Origin of the sequence: Nocardia sp. CA-128927, assembly GCF_050955855.1 — a bacterium.
Taxonomy (GTDB): domain Bacteria; phylum Actinomycetota; class Actinomycetes; order Mycobacteriales; family Mycobacteriaceae; genus Nocardia.
Window position 1 is genome coordinate 1,452,490 of sequence record NZ_CP192087.1, and the last position, 16,592, is coordinate 1,469,081.

Sequence of the window (16,592 nt, forward strand, 5' to 3'; positions counted from 1 at the left end):
CTCACCCGTTCAATTCGGTGGCCGCGCTCTGCAGCGTTCCCGCGTGGATCGCGTCGGTCTCGGTGAGCACCGTCGCCGCCCCGGTGGCCGCGCCACCCATGCTGGTCAGCACCGCCGACAGCTCCCCGATCGAGGCGACGTGGCCCGCGTGCGCGGCGGCGTACGCGGCCATGAAATCGCCCCCGATCAACCCCATGATCGGGCCGAGCAGTGCGGGCTCGGCCGCGACCGCGCTCGCCCCGGCCGTAGCCATTTCCCCGGCCATCACATGGGCGGTCGCGCCATAGGCTGCGATGCCCTCGGTGTCCGCCGACATCTTCCGCATCAGAGCTTCCCCCATCTGTTGTTCCCAGGCAGAGTACGTCATTCACTTGCTTCGACGCGCCCTCTTCCCGTTCGGTTCCCGTCGATGCGAAAAAACTTTCGGGTGGAGCGTCAACGGCGGGCCCACGCTCACTTTATCGTTCCCTCATGCGTACTCACACCGTGGACCATCCGCTCGCCGCCGCCCTGTTGACCACGATGCGAGACGAGCGAACGGACAACTCCGCCTTCCGCGCGGCGCTGCGCGATCTCACCCGGATTCTCATCTTCGAAGCACTGCGCGAGGCGCCGATGCAGCGCTTCGAGATCACCACCCCGGTGGCCGTGACCGAGGGCGCGCGACTGGCGCAACCGCCGCTGCTCGTGCCGGTTCTGCGCGCGGGCCTCGGCATGGTCGACGTGGCCGCCGAGCTGATCCCCGATGCCAGGATCGGCTTTGTCGGCATCGCCCGCGACGAGGAAACCCACCAGCCGGTTCCGTACATGGAATCGCTGCCCGACGACCTGGCCGGTCTTCCGGTCTACGTGCTGGACCCGATGCTGGCCACCGGCGGCTCGATGCGGCACACCCTCGAGCTCCTGGTCGCCCGCGGCGCCACCGATATCACCGCGGTGTGCGTCGTGGCCGCACCGGAAGGCGTTGCGGCACTGTCTGATTCAGGCCACCCGGTGCGCCTGGTCACCGCCGCCGTCGACGCGGGCCTGAACGAGAAGGCCTACATCGTCCCCGGTCTCGGCGACGCGGGCGATCGTCAGTTCGGTCCGCGCTAGGCGGCCACCCGGCTCGCCGCTGTTCAGCCGTCTTTCGACCGGGTGAACAGCTCCAGGTGCGAGCATTCCTCGCATCGATAGGCGTCGACCAGCCAGTGCGTGCGCCCGGTCCGTTTCGCGCCCCAGAAGCCGAGTTCCAACGGACCCTCGACCCAGCGGGCATGGCCGCGTGAACTGTCGCCGGAGTCTTCGATATAGCCGGGCAGCAGGCCCTCGCTGCCGCAGTGGGTACAGTGCATCGCCGTCATTATCTGATGATGCCTGGGTGTTCAGAGCCCCTGGCAGTAATCGCGTAATGCGGAAAGGTGTTGTCCCGCAGTTGTCCTGGCGGCGGGTAGCTCGGCGGGGGCCGAGACCGGTGTGAGCACCTCTAGATAGCACTTGAGTTTCGGCTCGGTACCGGACGGCCGGACGACGATGCGCGAGGTGGCGCCCTCGAAAATCAGTGCGTCGGTGCGCATGCGGCCGCGCACCTGGAGCTGGTCGGTGTACTTGACCGGCTCGCCCGCGATCTCGTCCGGTGGATTCGCACGCAGCCGGGCGACCACGTCCGCGGCGGCGGCCGCCGAATCCAGCCGCAGCGACACCTGATCGGTGGCGTGCAGGCCGAATTCGACCGCGTAGTCGTCGAGTTGGTCGGTCAGGGTGCAGCCCGCCGACTTCAGCCGGGCGACCAGGTCGGCGGCCAGCACGGCGGCCGAGATGCCGTCCTTGTCGCGGACCATGGCCGGGTCGACGCAGTGCCCGATCGCCTCCTCATAGGCGTAGACCAGGCCGTCACCGGCGCGGGCCAGCCATTTGAAGCCGGTGAGGGTTTCCGCGTAGCGGGCGCCGCGGGCGGGGGCGAGCTTGGACAGCAGCCGCGACGACACGATCGTGGTGGCCACCAGCGCGTCCTGCGGTGCGGTGCGCAGCACGCAGTCGCCGAGCAGCACGCCGGTCTCGTCGCCGCGCAGCATTCGCCAGGTGTTGTCCGGCAACGGAATTCCCACCGCGCAGCGGTCGGCGTCGGGGTCGAGTGCGATCGCCACGTCGGCGCCGATCCGGGTGGCCAGGGCCAGCAGCAGATCGGTCGCGCCCGGCTCCTCCGGGTTCGGGAACGCGACGGTGGGGAAGTCGGGGTCGGGTTCGAACTGCTCCTCGACCACGTGCACGTCGGTGAATCCCGCAGCGGCAAGAGCCTTCACCACCAGGTCGCCGCCGACGCCGTGCAGTGGTGTCAGCGCGATCCGGATCGCGGCCCGCGCGCCTGCGCCGCCGATCACCGAGGGCAGCGACGACACCCGATTCAGATAACGCTGCACCAAGTCGTCGTCCACCGGTTCGACCGGAGCGCGATCGACGGGTTCGGTGACCGCGTCGATGCAACGCTCGATCTCGGTGTCGGCGGGAGCCAGCAGCTGCGAGCCGCCGTCGAGGTAGACCTTGTAACCGTTGTCGGCAGCCGGATTGTGCGAGGCGGTGATCTGTACGCCCGCCACCGCGCCGAGCGCACGGACCGCGTACGCGACCACCGGCGTCGGCAGCGGCCTTGGCAGCAACGTCACCGGAAAGCCCGCCGCGGCAAAGATTTCCGCCGTCACGGTGGCGAATTCGGCGGACCCGTGCCGGGCGTCGCGGCCGACGATCACCGCGCCACCACCGAGGCACCGCCCGCGCAGCCATTCGACGATGCCGGCGGTGGCCCTGGTCACCGTCGTCACGTTCATGCCGTCCGGACCGTCCTGCAGCGGTCCACGCAGACCGGCGGTGCCGAAGCGCAGCATCTACACCCGTTCCAGCACGCCGCGCAGCAGCTTGCCCAATCGTGGTGCGGCGGCCTTACCTTCGGCGATCACCTCGGCATGCGAGAGATGGCCGCCGGTGACGCCCGCGGCCAGATTGGTGACCAGCGAGATGCCGAGCACCCGTGCGCCGAGCGCGCGGCAGGCGATCGCCTCCAGCACCGTCGACATGCCGACCAGGTCGGCGCCCATGGTGCGCAGCATCCGGATCTCGGCCGGGGTCTCGTACTGCGGACCGGTCAGGCCCGCGTACACGCCCTCGGTCAGGCTCGGGTCGATTTCCTTTGCCAGGGCCCGCAATTCGGGATCCCAGGCATCGACCAGGTCGACGAAGGTGGCACCGGTCAGCGGGGTGCGGCCGGTGAGGTTCAGGTGGTCGTTGATCAGCACCGGCTCGCCGACGCGAAGTCCTTCGCGGATACCGCCCGCGGCATTGGTGAGCAGCACGATCTCGGCGCCCGCCGCGATGGCCGCGGCGACCGGGTGCACCACATCGGTGGGCTGGTAGCCCTCGTACAGATGCTGGCGGCCCATCAGCAGCAGCGCGGGCGTGTCCTCGACGGTGATCGAGTGGACCATGCCGCCGTGGCCCTGCGCGCTCGGCGTCCCGAACCCGGGCAGCTCCGGCATCGGCACCGACGCGACCGGCGTACCGATCTCCGCGGCCGCCTCCTGCCAGCCCGAGCCGAGCACCACCGCAACCCGGTGACGCGGCACTCCAGTACGTTCGGCGATCGCCTCGGCGGCCTGTTCGGCAAGCATGTAGATCACTGTATTGGATTGCCGCGCCTGGGGTGCCGCGTGTCGGTTGCGCGGAAGTTGCGACACCCCGGCGCGGAATTGCTACCCACGAGTAGGGGTACCGCAACACGCCGGATATTCTGCACACATGCCGTATCTGGAACGTGATGGGGATGTGTTCGTCGTCTACCTCGGGAACGAGGGACAGACGGATAGCGAGAACCGCTTCCACCCGGATTGGATCGACGAGTTCCACGGTGTGCTCGACAAGGTCGAGGGCTCCGAGGGACCCGCCGCGCTGGTCACCGTGGCGACCGGCAAGTTCTACAGCAACGGCCTCGATACCGACTGGCTGTTCGGCAACCTGGACAAGTCGCACGGCTACCTGGACCGCGTGCACTCGCTCTACACCCGGCTGCTGCAGTTCTCGATGCCGACCATCGCCGCGATCAACGGCCACGCCTTCGGGGCGGGCGCCATGCTGGCCACCTCGCACGACTTCCGGGTGATGCGCGCCGACCGTGGCTTCTACTGCCTGCCCGAGGTGCACCTCGGCATGCCGTTCACCGTGGGCATGAACGCGCTGCTCACCGAGCGGCTGTCCAACCAGGTCTGCGTGCAGGCGATGACCACCGGCCACCGCTACCCGGCCGACGAGGCGATCGCCGCGGGCATCGTCGACGGCAAGGCCGACGCGGAGTCGTTGCTGGCGACCGCGGTGGCCAAGGCCGCGGCATTGGCGAGCAACCGCAAGCCGAACCTGCCGGTGATCAAGCGCGCGCTGCACGCCAACGCGCTCGCCGGTCTCGCCGTGCAGACCACCCCGGAGAACCTCGCTTTCGCCACGGGGTAATTCCTCGGTAATCCGGCCGACACCGCGTGCGGCACTGTGACATACCTGCCCTGAGCAGTGCGAATGCCTTCCACAGTGCCGCAAGAAAGCGGCGTTCGATGATCCGCCGGACGGATATGGGATGCGCTCGGTTTGCGACCGAGTGCAACACTGTGTTCCATGCCACCACCGCGCAGCGGGCACCAGGAATCGCGCAGCGACTACGACGTCGCGCGCACCGATGCCATGCAGCAGTCGGACGCGGCGATCAAGGCCGCGGTCGATGAGCTGATCGAACTTTCGCACTCGATCCACGCCGAGCCCGAGCTCGCGTTCGAGGAAACCAGAAGCGTCGCCAAGACCATCGCGCCGCTCGCCGAGCGCGGCTTCGAGGTCGCCACCGGCGTCGCCGAGCTGCCCACCGCGTTTCGCGCGAGCTTCGGCGGCGGCCCGCTCACCGTCGGCATCTGCGCGGAGTACGACGCGCTGCCCGGGATGGGACATGCCTGCGGGCACAACATCATTGCCGCCTCGGCGGTCGGCGCGGCGCTCGGTCTCGCCGAGGTCGCCGACGCACTCGGACTGACCGTGCTCGTCCTCGGCACGCCCGCCGAGGAGAGCGGCGGCGGCAAGGTGCTGATGCTGGAGCACGGCGTCTTCGACGACGTGGCGATGGCGATGATGGTGCACCCCGGCCCGTTCGACATCGTCGGCGCGCGCTCCCTGGCGATGGCCGATCTCGCCATCGTGTTCCACGGCCGCGAGGCCCACGCCAGCGCCGCGCCGGAACTGGGCCGCAACGCGGGCGACGCGATCACCGTCACTCAGGTAGCTCTGGGCTTGCTGAGACAGCATCTCCAGCCTGGCCAGCAACTTCACGGTATAGTCGGCGATGGTGGCGTGGCCCCCAACATCGTGCCCGGACGTGCGGAACTGCTGTATTACCTACGCGCAGTCGACTCCGCATCTCTCGACAATCTGATGCGACGAGCGTCGGCGTGTTTCGAGGCGGGCGCCCTTGCGACCGGCTGCACCCATGAAATCCGGACTGTCGCGCCGACATATACCGAGCTGACACCCGATCCGGCGTTACTGTTTGCCTACCGCGAGCAGATAACCGGTTTGGGACGAGTGCCGATCGCACCCGAGCTCGAGGCACAGCGGCCGCTCGGAAGCACGGACATGGGCAACGTCACCAACGTCATTCCGGGCATCCACCCGGTCATCGGCATTGATGCCGGTGGCGCGGTGACGCACCAGCCCGGCTTCGCCGCGGCGAGCGTCAACGCATCGGCGGATCGTGCGGTTGTCGATGGTGCGCTCGCACTCGCGCGTACCGCGATCGCCGCTGCCAGCGATGAAGAACAAAGAGACAGGTTGTTGCAACGGCTCGTTCAACGACAGGAGGACATTCGGTGAGCACTACCGGCCGTTCGGCGGAACGGGCGACAGGCATGGATGCGGGTGCTTGCGCACTCGCGGAGGACCTGGCGGACATCGTATTGCCGAGCACCGTAGGAACAGGTTTGGGATCAGTAGAAGGTTGGCTGGCCGAGCACGCGTCGGACCTCGTGCAGTTTCGCCGGCACATCCACGCCAACCCGGAACTTTCCCGCACCGAGTTCGCTACCACCGAATTCATCTCGTCCTGGCTGATCAAGGCGGGCCTGACGCCGCAGCCGCTGCCCGGTGGCACCGGCCTGATCTGCGACATCGGCCCGGAGGGCCCGCGGATCGGCCTGCGCGCCGACATGGACGCGCTCCCGCTGCAGGAGTTCACCGGTCTCAGCTTCGCCTCCACCGTGCCGGGTGTCTCGCACGCCTGCGGGCACGACGCGCACACCACGATCCTGCTCGGCACCGCGCTCGCGCTGGCCGAGGTGCCCGAGCTGCCGGTCGGCGTGCGACTGGTCTTCCAGCCCGCCGAGGAAGTCATGCCGGGCGGCGCGATCGACGTGGTCGCCACCGGTGCGATGGAGGGTGTGGAGCGGATATTCGCGCTGCACTGCGATCCGCGACTGGAGGTGGGCCGGGTCGGCATCCGCGTCGGCGCGATCACCTCGGCCGCCGACACGGTCGAACTGGTGCTGGATTCGCCGGGCGGGCACACCTCGCGCCCGCATCTCACCAGCGATCTGGTCTACGCCATCGGCACCGTGATCACCGGCCTGCCCGGTCTGCTCAGCCGTCGCATCGATCCGCGCACCAGCACGGTGATGGTGTGGGGCGCGGTCAGCGCCGGCAAGGCGCCCAACGCGATTCCGCAGACCGGGATGCTCACCGGCACCGTCCGCACCGGCGATCACGCGACCTGGTCGCTGCTGGAGCCGATGGTGCGCGAGATCGTCGACGGCCTGCTCGCCCCGACCGGCGTGCGATACCAGCTGAACTACCGTCGCGGCGTGCCGCCGGTGGTCAACGACGAACAGTCCACCCGGATGTTCGAGGACGCGATCCGCAAGATCGGCCCGGACGCGCTGGCCGACACCATGCAATCCGGTGGCGGCGAAGACTTCTCGTGGTACCTGGAAGAGGTGCCCGGCGCGATGGCGCGCCTCGGCGTCTGGTCCGGGCACGGCGAGCAGCTGGATCTGCACCAGCCGACGTTCGACATCGACGAGCGGGCGCTCGCGGTGGGCGTGCGGGTGCTGAGCAATATCGTGTTGAACGCACGCTGATTTCGAACTGAACCACGACGTGGTCGATCATCGGGTCGGCCACGTCGTTCGTTTGTCAGCCGAAGTTGCCGGGGCCTACGTTGCGGCTGTTGCGAGTTCGCAGGGAATGGACGTAATCCTCAGGCGCACCGGCCTTTTCGGCCGCGTCCGCGATGACCCCGATGTATCGGGCCGAGGGCAGGCCACCCTCGTACGCGTCCAGCACGTACAACCAGGACAGTGTGGGATCGGCGCCGCTCTCACTGCGGGTGACGCGCAGCCGGATCTTCTTGTGGATACCGAAGTCCGAACCCTCCCAGCGATCCAGCCGCTGTTCGTCTTCGGGCGACACGTCGTAGAGCACGACGAAAACTCGGGAGCCGGGCTCCTCGACCACTGTCGCCAGCGGTCCCTCCCACCCGATGTCGTCACCAGCGAAGGTGAGCCGCCAGCCCTCCAACCAGCCCGTTCCGGACATGGGCGAGTGCGGACAGCGCTCGAGCATCTGGGTTGAGTCCATGTTGGACCCATAGGCGGCGTAGATCGGCACCAGAGAAGGGTAGCCAATAACATCGAGGGATCGACTCTATCCCGGCCAGATGCGGTATTCCTGTGGCGCGTTCCGGGCGCGGCGACCGGGTGAACCCGCATCGCGTAGCGATTCCGTGGGGGGAGGTGGCCGGGCGGCGGGTGGGCGTGCCTCGCCCGATAACGTTGACAGGTACCGGAGATCCCGGTGCGCAACCAGAAGCGGAGGTATCAATGACCCGCATAGCGATCATCGGTGGCGGACCGGCCGGCTACGAGGCGGCGCTGGTGGCAGCCCAGCACGGTGCGTCGGTGACGCTGATCGATAGCGACGGCATCGGCGGGGCTTGTGTGCTCTGGGACTGCGTCCCTTCGAAGACGTTCATCGCTTCCACCGGCGTGCGCACCGACCTGCGCCGCGCCCGCGATCTCGGCATCACCCTCGACCCCAATCAGGCCACCGTGCAACTGTCCGAGGTGAACGGTCGCGTCAAGGCGTTGGCGCTGGCGCAGTCCTCCGACATCCGGTCCAAACTGCAGACCGTCGGCGTCACCGTGCTGGCCGGTCGCGCGGAGCTGATCGACCCGTCCATGGGGCTCGCCGCGCACCAGATTCTGGCCAAGCTGGCCGACGGCACCGAAGAGGTCATCGAGGCCGAGGTTGTGTTGATCGCCACTGGTGCCAGCCCGCGCGTGTTGCCGGGTGCCGAGCCCGACGGTGAGCGCATCCTGAATTGGCGTCAGCTCTACGACTTGGCGGAACTGCCGGAGACCCTGGTTGTCGTCGGGTCCGGTGTCACGGGTGCGGAATTCGTCTCCGCCTACACCGAGATGGGTGTGCGGGTGCGGCTGGTCTCCAGTCGCGACCGGGTGCTGCCCGGCGAGGACGCCGACGCGGCCCTCGTGCTGGAGGACGCACTCGCCGAGCGCGGTGTCGAGCTGGTGAAGCACGCGCGCGCCGACGCGGTGGAGCGCACCGCCGAGGGTGTGGTGGTCAAGCTGTCCGACGGCCGGACCGTCGCCGGATCGCACGCGCTGATGACGGTCGGCTCCACGCCGAACACCGACGGCCTCGGACTCGAGCGCGTCGGCATCGAACTCGACCGCGGCGGTTATCTGCGGGTGGACCGGGTTTCGCGGACCTCGGTGCCCGGCATCTACGCGGCGGGCGACTGCACCGGCCTGCTGCCGCTGGCCTCGGTGGCCGCGATGCAGGGCCGCATCGCGATGTACCACGCGCTCGGCGAGGGCGTCAGCCCGATTCGCTTGAAGACCGTCGCGTCCGCGGTGTTCACCCGGCCGGAGATCGCCACCGTCGGCGTGAGTCAGACCTCGATCGACAACGGCGAGACACCGGCCCGCACCGTGATGCTGCCGCTGAACACCAACCCCAGGGCCAAGATGTTGGGCCTGCGTAGGGGTTTCGTGAAGATCTTCTGCCGTCCCGCCACCGGCGTTGTCATCGGCGGTGTGGTGGTCGCGCCGATCGCGTCGGAGCTCATATTGCCGATCGCCCTTGCGGTGCAGAACAACCTGACCGTCAATGACCTGGCGCAGACCTTCTCGGTGTACCCCTCGCTGACCGGGTCGGTAACCGAAGCGGCACGTCAGTTGATGCGGCACGACGACCTGGATTGACACGTCAGCTGCGGCGGTGCGCCGACCTGGGTTGAATGGTCTTGCGGTTCAGCGCCGTTCGTGCAGCCTGAAGTTTTGATTCACATTGCTCATCAGGCCTACATATGGTTCACTTCCCGCAGAGATGCGATCGGCGGGCGGTCGCGTGGTTCGGTGTTCGGGGGGATGGATCTTTTTCCCAGTCGAAACGTCGAATGACCTTCGCGTCGTTCGACGACCGGGCGTCTCGTCAGAGACAACTGAGTGCGACCGATCTCCAGGTCACACCCGGGAAAGGGAAACGAAAAGTGAAACATCGTAAGCCGAGTCGGGCGCAGCGAGCGATGGCGAGCACCTCGTTGCCACTGGCCGCCGCGGCGGCCGTGGCCTCTCTCTTGGCAGCGCCGGCGGGGGCCGCTCCCAACGATCCGAGCATTCCTCCCACCACCGCGCCGCCGAGTCCCGCTCCGGCACAGCCGGGCGTGAACGAGGCACCGCCGAGTCCGGACACCACCAAGCCGGACCCGAACAAGCCGACCACCCCGCAGGGGCCGACCCAGCCGGGCGTCACCACGCCGGGTCAGCCGGGCGTCAATACGCCGGATCCGGTCATGCCGAATCCGAACAAGGATCCGAAGCTGGCCCAGCCGACGCAGCCGGGTGTCACCACCCCGCGCGTCGCGCCGCTGCCGGTGCCGGGTCAGTCGGATCAGCCGCAGCCCGCAGTCACCCCGGGTACGCCGGGCGAGCAGAAGCCGGCCGAGCCGGGCGCCGTCACGCCGCAGCAGCCGGGCACGCCGGGTTCGCCTGGCACCCAGACCAAGCCGAGCACCCCGGGTGACGAGAACGCTCAGGCGCAGCAGCCGGAGACGCTGGTCCAGCCGCAGCAGCCGCGCTGGCAGTCTCCGCAGCTGCAGGCGGCGCCGCCGGCCCCGGTCGTCGAGATGACCGGTCCGCACCAGGAGATCGGTGCGAACGTCGACGGTGGCACGCTGCTGCCGGGCTACGTGGCCAACACGCACCACTTCAACAACGAGTCGGGTTACGTCGGCACCATCGGGTACCGCACCCCGGCCGGTGCCGGTGAGGCCGGTGTGTCGGTCGAGTACGTCGACGCCAACACCGTCAAGGTCACCACCTACACCGGTGGCGTCGGCCTGGCCGACAACAAGACGATCTCCGTCTTCGACACCACCCAGGCCAACCTGGCCAAGGCGGCCGTCGAGGACTGGATCAAGGAACAGCCGGGCGGTGCCGCGGCACTCGAAGCGGCCGCGCAAGTTAAGCTTCCGCTGCAGCCGGGCGATCTCGCTCCGCAAACGGTCGATGTGGGTGGTGTCACCACCCAGTGGGGTGGTTCACTCCAGTACTGAGACTGACTGGGGCTGATTCGACGGGTGGGGCGGTCGTTCGCGACCGCCCCATACGTGTGTCTTGGGGAAAGGATTGGGTGTGACGTCCGAGGGTGATCCGAGGGACAAGGAATCCGACGACCAGTCCGCGTCGGATTTCGGCCCCCCGGTGGGTGAATTCGGTCCGCCTGTCTCAGAATTCGGGCCTCCCGTCTCGGAATTCGGTCCGCCGATGGGCGATACCGGTCCGCACTGGCAGGTCTCGGAGCAGACGGGCGACCATCCCGAGCTGGTGTGGCGGCCCGCCGCCGATGCGGGGACGACACCGCCGACGCCCCCGCAGTACCGCGCGCCGGATTCGACGTCGTTCCCCGAGCCGCGGCCGACACCGCCGCCGGTTCCGCCGCGGGTGCCGCCCGTCGATCGTGAGCAGGACGCCGACAAGGACTCGTGGTGGAACCGCCCGACCGACACGGGCAGCGTGCCGAAGCCACCGCCGCTGACCTCGCCGGGACTGTCCTGGGCCGATGATCCGATCGCGAAGATGCTGGCGCCGACCACACCGGTCGCCCCGCCGCCTCCGCCGCGCCGTTCCGGCTCGCACACCGGCCGCAATGTGATCGCGGGCATTCTGGCGGTCGTCATCCTGATCGGGCTGACGGTGACCGTCATCCTGGTGTCCAAGAACAACGGCGGCGACAACCCGGCCCCGCCCGGGGTATCGCCCAGCGCGGCGCTGAGTTGCCCGGCCACCAAGGACGGCAAGGTCACCGTCGGCAACGGCGCGGGCGACACCACCACCGGGCCCGGCGCGATCCTCGGCTTCCAATACGCCTTCTACGTCGAACGCAGCGGTGAGCGGGCCAGGCGGTTCGTCGCACCCGACGCGGAGAACGTGTCGACCGCCGAGATCATCCAGAAGGGGATCAACGAGCAGGTGCCGGTCGGCACCACGCACTGCGTGCGGATCACCGAGCTCGCCACCGACACCTTCGATGTCGACCTGACCGAGCATCGTCCCGACGGCACGACGTTCGTGTACCCGCAGACCGTCACCATGGTGAGCCGGGACGGCAAGATGCTGGTGTACGCGATCAAGGAGCGTCGCGTCTCATAGTATGAGATAACTGTTTCATATTCTGGTCGGCGATATGCGAAAGTGGACTCTCGCGTACTTTGGCGTCCGTTCGGAGGTTTCTATGTCGCCGACCATCCCACCGCTCGCGGCCAAGCTCGGCGGCCTGCAGAGCTCGGCGATCCGTGACCTGCTGAAGCTCACCACGCGCGCCGACATCATCGGCCTGGCCGGCGGGCTGCCCGACGCGGAGCTGATGCCGCGTGAGCGGATCGCCGTCGCGGCGGACGCGGCGCTGCGCAGCGCGGCTTGCCTGCAGTACACCGAGTCACCCGGCTGGCGGCCGCTGCGCGCGGTGCTCACCGAGCGGGAGTCGGCTCGGCTCGGCCGGAAGGTGGCCCTCGACGAGGTCTTCGTGACACACGGCTCGCAGCAGGCGCTTTCGCTGCTGGCCGAGGTGCTGCTCGACCCCGGCGCGCTGGTCGTCGTCGAAGATCCGGCGTATGTCGGTGCGCTGCAAGTCTTTCGGGCCGCGGGCGCGCGGATCGTCGCGGTGCCACTGGACGCCGAGGGCATGCGCACCGACGCGCTCGCGGACCTGCTCGCCCGCGGCGAACGCCCGGCCGTGGTGCACACGGTGAGCAACTTCCACAACCCCGGCGGCGTGACGATGAGCCCGCAGCGGCGCGCCGAACTCGCCGAACTCGCTGACGCCCACGGCTTCTGGGTGATCGAGGACGACCCGTACGGCGAGCTGTGGTTCGACAACCCCGCGCCCGCGCCGGTGGCGACCTACTCCCGCAACGTGATTCGGCTGTCGAGCGCGTCGAAGATCCTCGCGCCCTCGCTGCGTGTCGGCTGGATGGTCGCGCCGGACCCGGTGTGCCGCGCGGTGGAATTGCTGAAACAGGGTGCGGACCTGTGTGGTTCGGCGTTGACCCACCAGATCGCCGCCGACCTGCTCGCCGACGAGACCTGGCTGACCGCGCACGTCGACAACGTGCGCACGGTCTACGGCACCCGCGCCAAGTCGCTGGTGCACGCGGTGCGCGCCCGTTTCGGCGACCGGGTGCGGTGCACCGACGCGACCGGTGGCGTGTTCGTCTGGGCCGACTTCACCGACGGCACCGACACGCAGGCGCTGCTACCGCGGGCGCTCGAGGCAGGCGTCGCCTACGTCCCGGGCTCCGCCTTCGCCGTCGACGGTGGCTACCGCAACTCGATGCGCATGTGCTTCACGACTTCCGACACCGCGACGCTGACCGAGGCGGTAGATCGTTTGGCTCTAGCGGCCGCGTAGGTCGTCAGTCCGCCCAGCCGTAGGTGCGTTCGACCGCCTTGTTCCAGGACTTCAGGTGCTCGTCCCGGTCCTCGGCGGACATCGTCGGCTCCCAGGTCTTGTCGGCGGCCCAGTTCTCCCGGATGTCGTCGGTGCCGGACCAGTAGTCGACCGCGAGCCCGGCGGCGTAGGCGGCGCCGAGCGCGGTGGTCTCGTTGACGACCGGACGCACCACCGGCACGTCGAGGATGTCGGACTGGAATTGCATGAGCAGCTCGTTGCTGACCATGCCGCCGTCCACCTTCAGGGTGGTCAGTTCCAGGTCGAGGTGCTCGGATTCGGCGTCGGCGCGCATCGCGTCGACCACCTCGCGGGTCTGAAAAGCGGTGGACTCCAGCACCGCTCGCGCCAGATGGGCCTTGTTGACGTACCGGGTGAGCCCGGCGATGACGCCGCGCGCGTCCGGCCGCCAGCGCGGCGCGAACAGCCCGGAGAACGCGGGCACGATGTAGGCGCCGCCGTTGTCCTCGACGTCGCGGGCCAGCGGCTCGATCTCGTCCGCCGACGAGATGATGCCCAGGTTGTCCCGGAACCACTGCACCAGTGAGCCGGTAACCGCGATCGAACCCTCCAGCGCGTACACGGCGGGCTCGTCGCCGAGCTGATAGCAGACGGTGGTGAGCAGCCCGTGCTTGCTGACCACCGGCGTGGTGCCGGTGTTGAGCAGCATGAAATTGCCGGTGCCGTAGGTGTTCTTGGCTTCGCCGGGGGACAGGCAGGCCTGGCCGAAGGTGGCCGCCTGCTGGTCGCCGAGGATGCCCGCGACCGGGATTCCCTTCAGCGGTCCCGAGGTGATCTCCGCGTACACCTCGGAGGAGCTGCGGATCTCCGGCAGCAGCGACTCGGGCACGCCGAATTCCGCGCAGATCTCCGAATCCCATTGCCGGGTATTCAGATCCATCAGCATGGTGCGCGAGGCGTTGGTCACGTCGGTGATGTGCTTGCCGGTCAGGTTCCACAGCAGCCAGCTGTCCATGGTGCCGAAGCACAGCTCGCCCGCCTCGGCGCGCTTACGCGCACCGTCGACGTTGTCCAGGATCCAGCGCAGCTTCGGCCCGGCGAAGTAGGTGGACAGCGGCAGGCCGGTGCGTTCCTGATAGCGGGTCGGCCCGATGTCGCCGCCGAGCTCGGTGGTCAACCGGTCGGTGCGGGTGTCCTGCCACACGATGGCGTGATGAATCGGCTTGCCGCTGGCGCGATCCCACACCACCGTGGTCTCGCGCTGGTTGGTGACGCCGACCGCCGCGATGTCGTCGCTGCTGAGCTTGTTCTGCTTCAGCACCTCGCCCAGCACGAATTCGGTGTTTTTCCAGATGGTTTCGGCGTCGTGCTCGACCCAGCCGCGTTTCGGAAAGATCTGTTCGTGTTCCCGCTGGGCCACGCCGACGACGTGTCCCTGCCGATCGAAGATGATGCAGCGACTCGAAGTCGTGCCCTGGTCGATGGCGGCCACATAGCGACGCATTCGTGCAGGTTACTAAACACAGAGCGCGCTGTGTCCGATTGCGGCCTTCGCGGGTCCCTCCGTGGTTACGCAAGCTGCCTCCTCCGGGCCCGTCGCTCAGGCCGCGTGTCCGATTGCGGCTTCAGCGGGTCCTGGTTGTGGATCACATCGCCCGCCCGCGCGTTGCTGGATTAGGGTCGGGTGGTGGTTACCGACGGGTAGAGCCGGACGACACGAGCGATGCCGTGGTCGAAGAGATCAGCGGCCGCTGGCATAGCCTGTAGCAAGAGCAGCTCGATCGAATGCCCGAATAAGACCACTACGTCGTCGACACGCGGCTGGAGGAGTCGAGCATGACCAAGAAACCGGAATCCCAGTTCCTCGGTCCGGAGCAGCGCAGGACGGCCTGGGAACGGTTCGGCAAGGACCATTTCGACGTGGTCGTCATCGGTGGCGGCGTGGTCGGCGCGGGCATCGCGCTCGACGCGGCCACCCGCGGGCTGAAGGTCGCGCTGGTCGAGGCGCGTGACCTCGCCTCCGGCACGTCGAGCCGGTCGTCGAAGATGTTCCACGGTGGTCTGCGCTATCTGGAGCAGCTGGAGTTCGGCCTGGTCCGCGAGGCGCTGAAGGAGCGCGAGCTCGCGATGTCCGCGCTCGCGCCGCACCTGGTGAAGCCGCTGCGCTTCCTCTACCCGCTCACCCACCGCGCGTGGGAGCGCCCGTATGTCGCGGCCGGGCTGATGCTCTACGACACCATGGGTGGCGCCAAATCCGTTCCCGGCCAACGGCATTTGTCTCGCATGGGCGCACTGCGGCTGGCTCCCGGCCTCAAGCGCAGCGCACTGATCGGCGGCATCAGCTACTACGACACGGTCGTCGACGACGCCCGGCACACCATGACCGTCGCCCGGACCGCCGCGCACTACGGCGCGGTGATCCGCACCTCCACCCAGGTTGTCGGCTTCCTGCGCGAGGCGGACCGGGTGGTCGGCGTGCAGGTCCGCGACAGCGAGGACGGCCGCACCGCCGACATCCGCGCGCACGTGGTGATCAACTCGACCGGCGTGTGGACCGACGAGGTGCAGGCGCTGGCCCACCAGCGCGGCCGCTTCCACGTCCGGGCGTCGAAGGGCGTGCACATCGTGGTGCCGCGCGACCGCATCGTCAGCGACGCCGCGATCATCCTGCGCACCCCGACCTCGGTGCTGTTCGTCATCCCGTGGGGCACCCACTGGATCATCGGCACCACCGACACCGACTGGAATCTGGACCTCGCGCACCCGGCGGCCACCAAGGCCGACATCGATTACCTGCTGGACCGGGTCAACGACGTGCTGGTCACCCCGCTCACCCACGACGACATCGACGGCGTCTACGCGGGCCTGCGGCCGCTGCTGGCGGGGGAGAGCGACGAGACCTCCAAGCTGTCCCGCGAACACGCCGTCGCCCGGGTCGCACCGGGCCTGGTCAGCATCGCGGGCGGCAAGTACACCACCTATCGGGTGATGGCCTACGACGCCGTCGACGAAGCGGCACAGGACATTCCGGCCCGCGTTTCGCCGTCGATCACCGAGAAGGTGCCGCTGCTCGGCGCCGACGGCTACTTCGCGCTGGTCAATCAGACGGTGCAGCTGGCCGAGGAGTACGGCGTGCACCCGTACCGGATCAAGCACCTGCTGGATCGATACGGCGCGCTGATCGACGAGGTGATGGCGATGGCGGACGGCAAACCCGAACTGCTGCAACCGATTACCGAGGCGCCGTCGTACCTGCAGGTGGAGGTCGCGTACGCGGCCGCCGCCGAGGGCGCGCTGCACCTGGACGACATCCTGGCCCGCCGCACCCGCATCTCCATCGAGTACTCGCACCGCGGCGCCGATTGCGCCGAGCAGGTGGCCAAGCTGGTCGCGCCGATCCTCGGCTGGGACGACGCCGAAACCGAGCGTGAGGTAACGACTTATCGCGCACGCGTCGAGGCGGAGATCCGCTCGCAGACCCAGCCCGACGACGACTCGGCCGACGCGCTGCGCATCGCGGCCCCGGAACCGCGCCCCGAGATTCTGGAGCCGGTCCCGGCGGACGGCGTGCTGAACAAGGAAGTGCGCCAGGCGAACCGGTAGCCCCGGAC

15 protein-coding genes are annotated in these 16,592 nt (G+C 68.5%); 9 read left to right on the plus strand and 6 right to left on the minus strand.

Translation table 11 applies throughout. The features are described 5' to 3' along the window. Position 1: 1 nt before the first annotated feature. On the minus strand, positions 2–325 hold the full coding sequence (locus ACQPW1_RS06730) for a hypothetical protein (protein ID WP_433661872.1): 324 nt from the start codon (positions 323–325) through the stop codon (positions 2–4). A 146-nt stretch (positions 326–471) separates the two neighbouring features. Between ACQPW1_RS06730 and upp the strand changes: the two genes are divergently transcribed. Next, positions 472–1,095, plus strand: a complete 624-nt coding sequence (gene upp / locus ACQPW1_RS06735; RefSeq protein ID WP_433661873.1) for a uracil phosphoribosyltransferase — start codon at positions 472–474, stop codon at positions 1,093–1,095. Positions 1,096–1,118: 23 nt separating this feature from the next. Here the strand turns inward: upp and ACQPW1_RS06740 are convergent, their stop codons facing one another. The 3 genes from ACQPW1_RS06740 to ACQPW1_RS06750 are packed head-to-tail and all read right to left on the minus strand — an operon-like array spanning position 1,119 to position 3,641. After that, on the minus strand, positions 1,119–1,343 hold the full coding sequence (locus ACQPW1_RS06740; RefSeq protein WP_433661874.1) for a hypothetical protein: 225 nt from the start codon (positions 1,341–1,343) through the stop codon (positions 1,119–1,121). Positions 1,344–1,364: 21 nt separating this feature from the next. Then, entirely contained in the window at positions 1,365–2,861 is a 1,497-nt protein-coding gene (locus ACQPW1_RS06745; protein ID WP_433661875.1) for a phospho-sugar mutase, read from the minus strand. Beyond that, positions 2,862–3,641, minus strand: coding sequence for a purine-nucleoside phosphorylase (locus tag ACQPW1_RS06750; protein WP_433661876.1), 780 nt, complete (start codon positions 3,639–3,641; stop codon positions 2,862–2,864). It abuts the gene before it with no gap. A 127-nt stretch (positions 3,642–3,768) separates the two neighbouring features. Here ACQPW1_RS06750 and ACQPW1_RS06755 point away from each other — a divergent pair, with 127 nt between their 5' ends. From ACQPW1_RS06755 to ACQPW1_RS06765, 3 genes are all read left to right on the plus strand, one after another. Further along, entirely contained in the window at positions 3,769–4,473 is a 705-nt protein-coding gene (locus ACQPW1_RS06755; protein WP_433661877.1) for an enoyl-CoA hydratase-related protein, read from the plus strand. A 225-nt stretch (positions 4,474–4,698) separates the two neighbouring features. Further along, positions 4,699–5,871, plus strand: coding sequence for a M20 family metallopeptidase (locus ACQPW1_RS06760; RefSeq protein WP_433665171.1), 1,173 nt, complete (start codon positions 4,699–4,701; stop codon positions 5,869–5,871). Then, positions 5,868–7,130, plus strand: a complete 1,263-nt coding sequence (locus ACQPW1_RS06765; protein ID WP_433661878.1) for a M20 family metallopeptidase — start codon at positions 5,868–5,870, stop codon at positions 7,128–7,130. Before ACQPW1_RS06760 ends, ACQPW1_RS06765 begins: the two co-directional genes overlap by 4 nt. Positions 7,131–7,185: 55 nt before the next feature. Here the strand turns inward: ACQPW1_RS06765 and ACQPW1_RS06770 are convergent, their stop codons facing one another. Beyond that, positions 7,186–7,659 carry a gamma-glutamylcyclotransferase gene (locus ACQPW1_RS06770; RefSeq protein WP_150404309.1) on the minus strand — a complete coding sequence of 158 codons (474 nt, stop codon included), beginning with the start codon at positions 7,657–7,659 and terminating at the stop codon, positions 7,186–7,188. A gap of 212 nt (positions 7,660–7,871) precedes the next feature. On the opposite strand from ACQPW1_RS06770, the gene ACQPW1_RS06775 reads away from it, so the two are divergent. From ACQPW1_RS06775 to ACQPW1_RS06790, 4 genes are all read left to right on the plus strand, one after another. Continuing rightward, a complete protein-coding gene (locus ACQPW1_RS06775) occupies positions 7,872–9,275 on the plus strand; it encodes an NAD(P)H-quinone dehydrogenase (RefSeq protein WP_433661879.1) in 1,404 nt (467 codons plus the stop codon). Positions 9,276–9,562: 287 nt separating this feature from the next. Then, complete coding sequence (locus tag ACQPW1_RS06780) at positions 9,563–10,627, plus strand: hypothetical protein (protein WP_433661880.1); 1,065 nt, start codon at positions 9,563–9,565, stop codon at positions 10,625–10,627. A 79-nt stretch (positions 10,628–10,706) separates the two neighbouring features. Continuing rightward, entirely contained in the window at positions 10,707–11,723 is a 1,017-nt protein-coding gene (locus ACQPW1_RS06785; RefSeq protein WP_433661881.1) for a hypothetical protein, read from the plus strand. Between the two features lie 82 nt (positions 11,724–11,805). Continuing rightward, positions 11,806–12,981, plus strand: a complete 1,176-nt coding sequence (locus ACQPW1_RS06790) for a PLP-dependent aminotransferase family protein (protein WP_433661882.1) — start codon at positions 11,806–11,808, stop codon at positions 12,979–12,981. Positions 12,982–12,985: 4 nt separating this feature from the next. Here ACQPW1_RS06790 and glpK read toward each other — a convergent pair whose 3' ends face one another. Next, positions 12,986–14,485: a glycerol kinase GlpK gene (gene glpK / locus ACQPW1_RS06795; protein WP_433661883.1), complete on the minus strand. Its 1,500-nt coding sequence runs from the start codon at positions 14,483–14,485 to the stop codon at positions 12,986–12,988. 332 nt (positions 14,486–14,817) lie between these two features. Between glpK and glpD the strand changes: the two genes are divergently transcribed. After that, on the plus strand, positions 14,818–16,584 hold the full coding sequence (gene glpD, locus ACQPW1_RS06800) for a glycerol-3-phosphate dehydrogenase (RefSeq protein WP_433661884.1): 1,767 nt from the start codon (positions 14,818–14,820) through the stop codon (positions 16,582–16,584). The last annotated feature ends 8 nt before the right edge of the window (positions 16,585–16,592 follow it).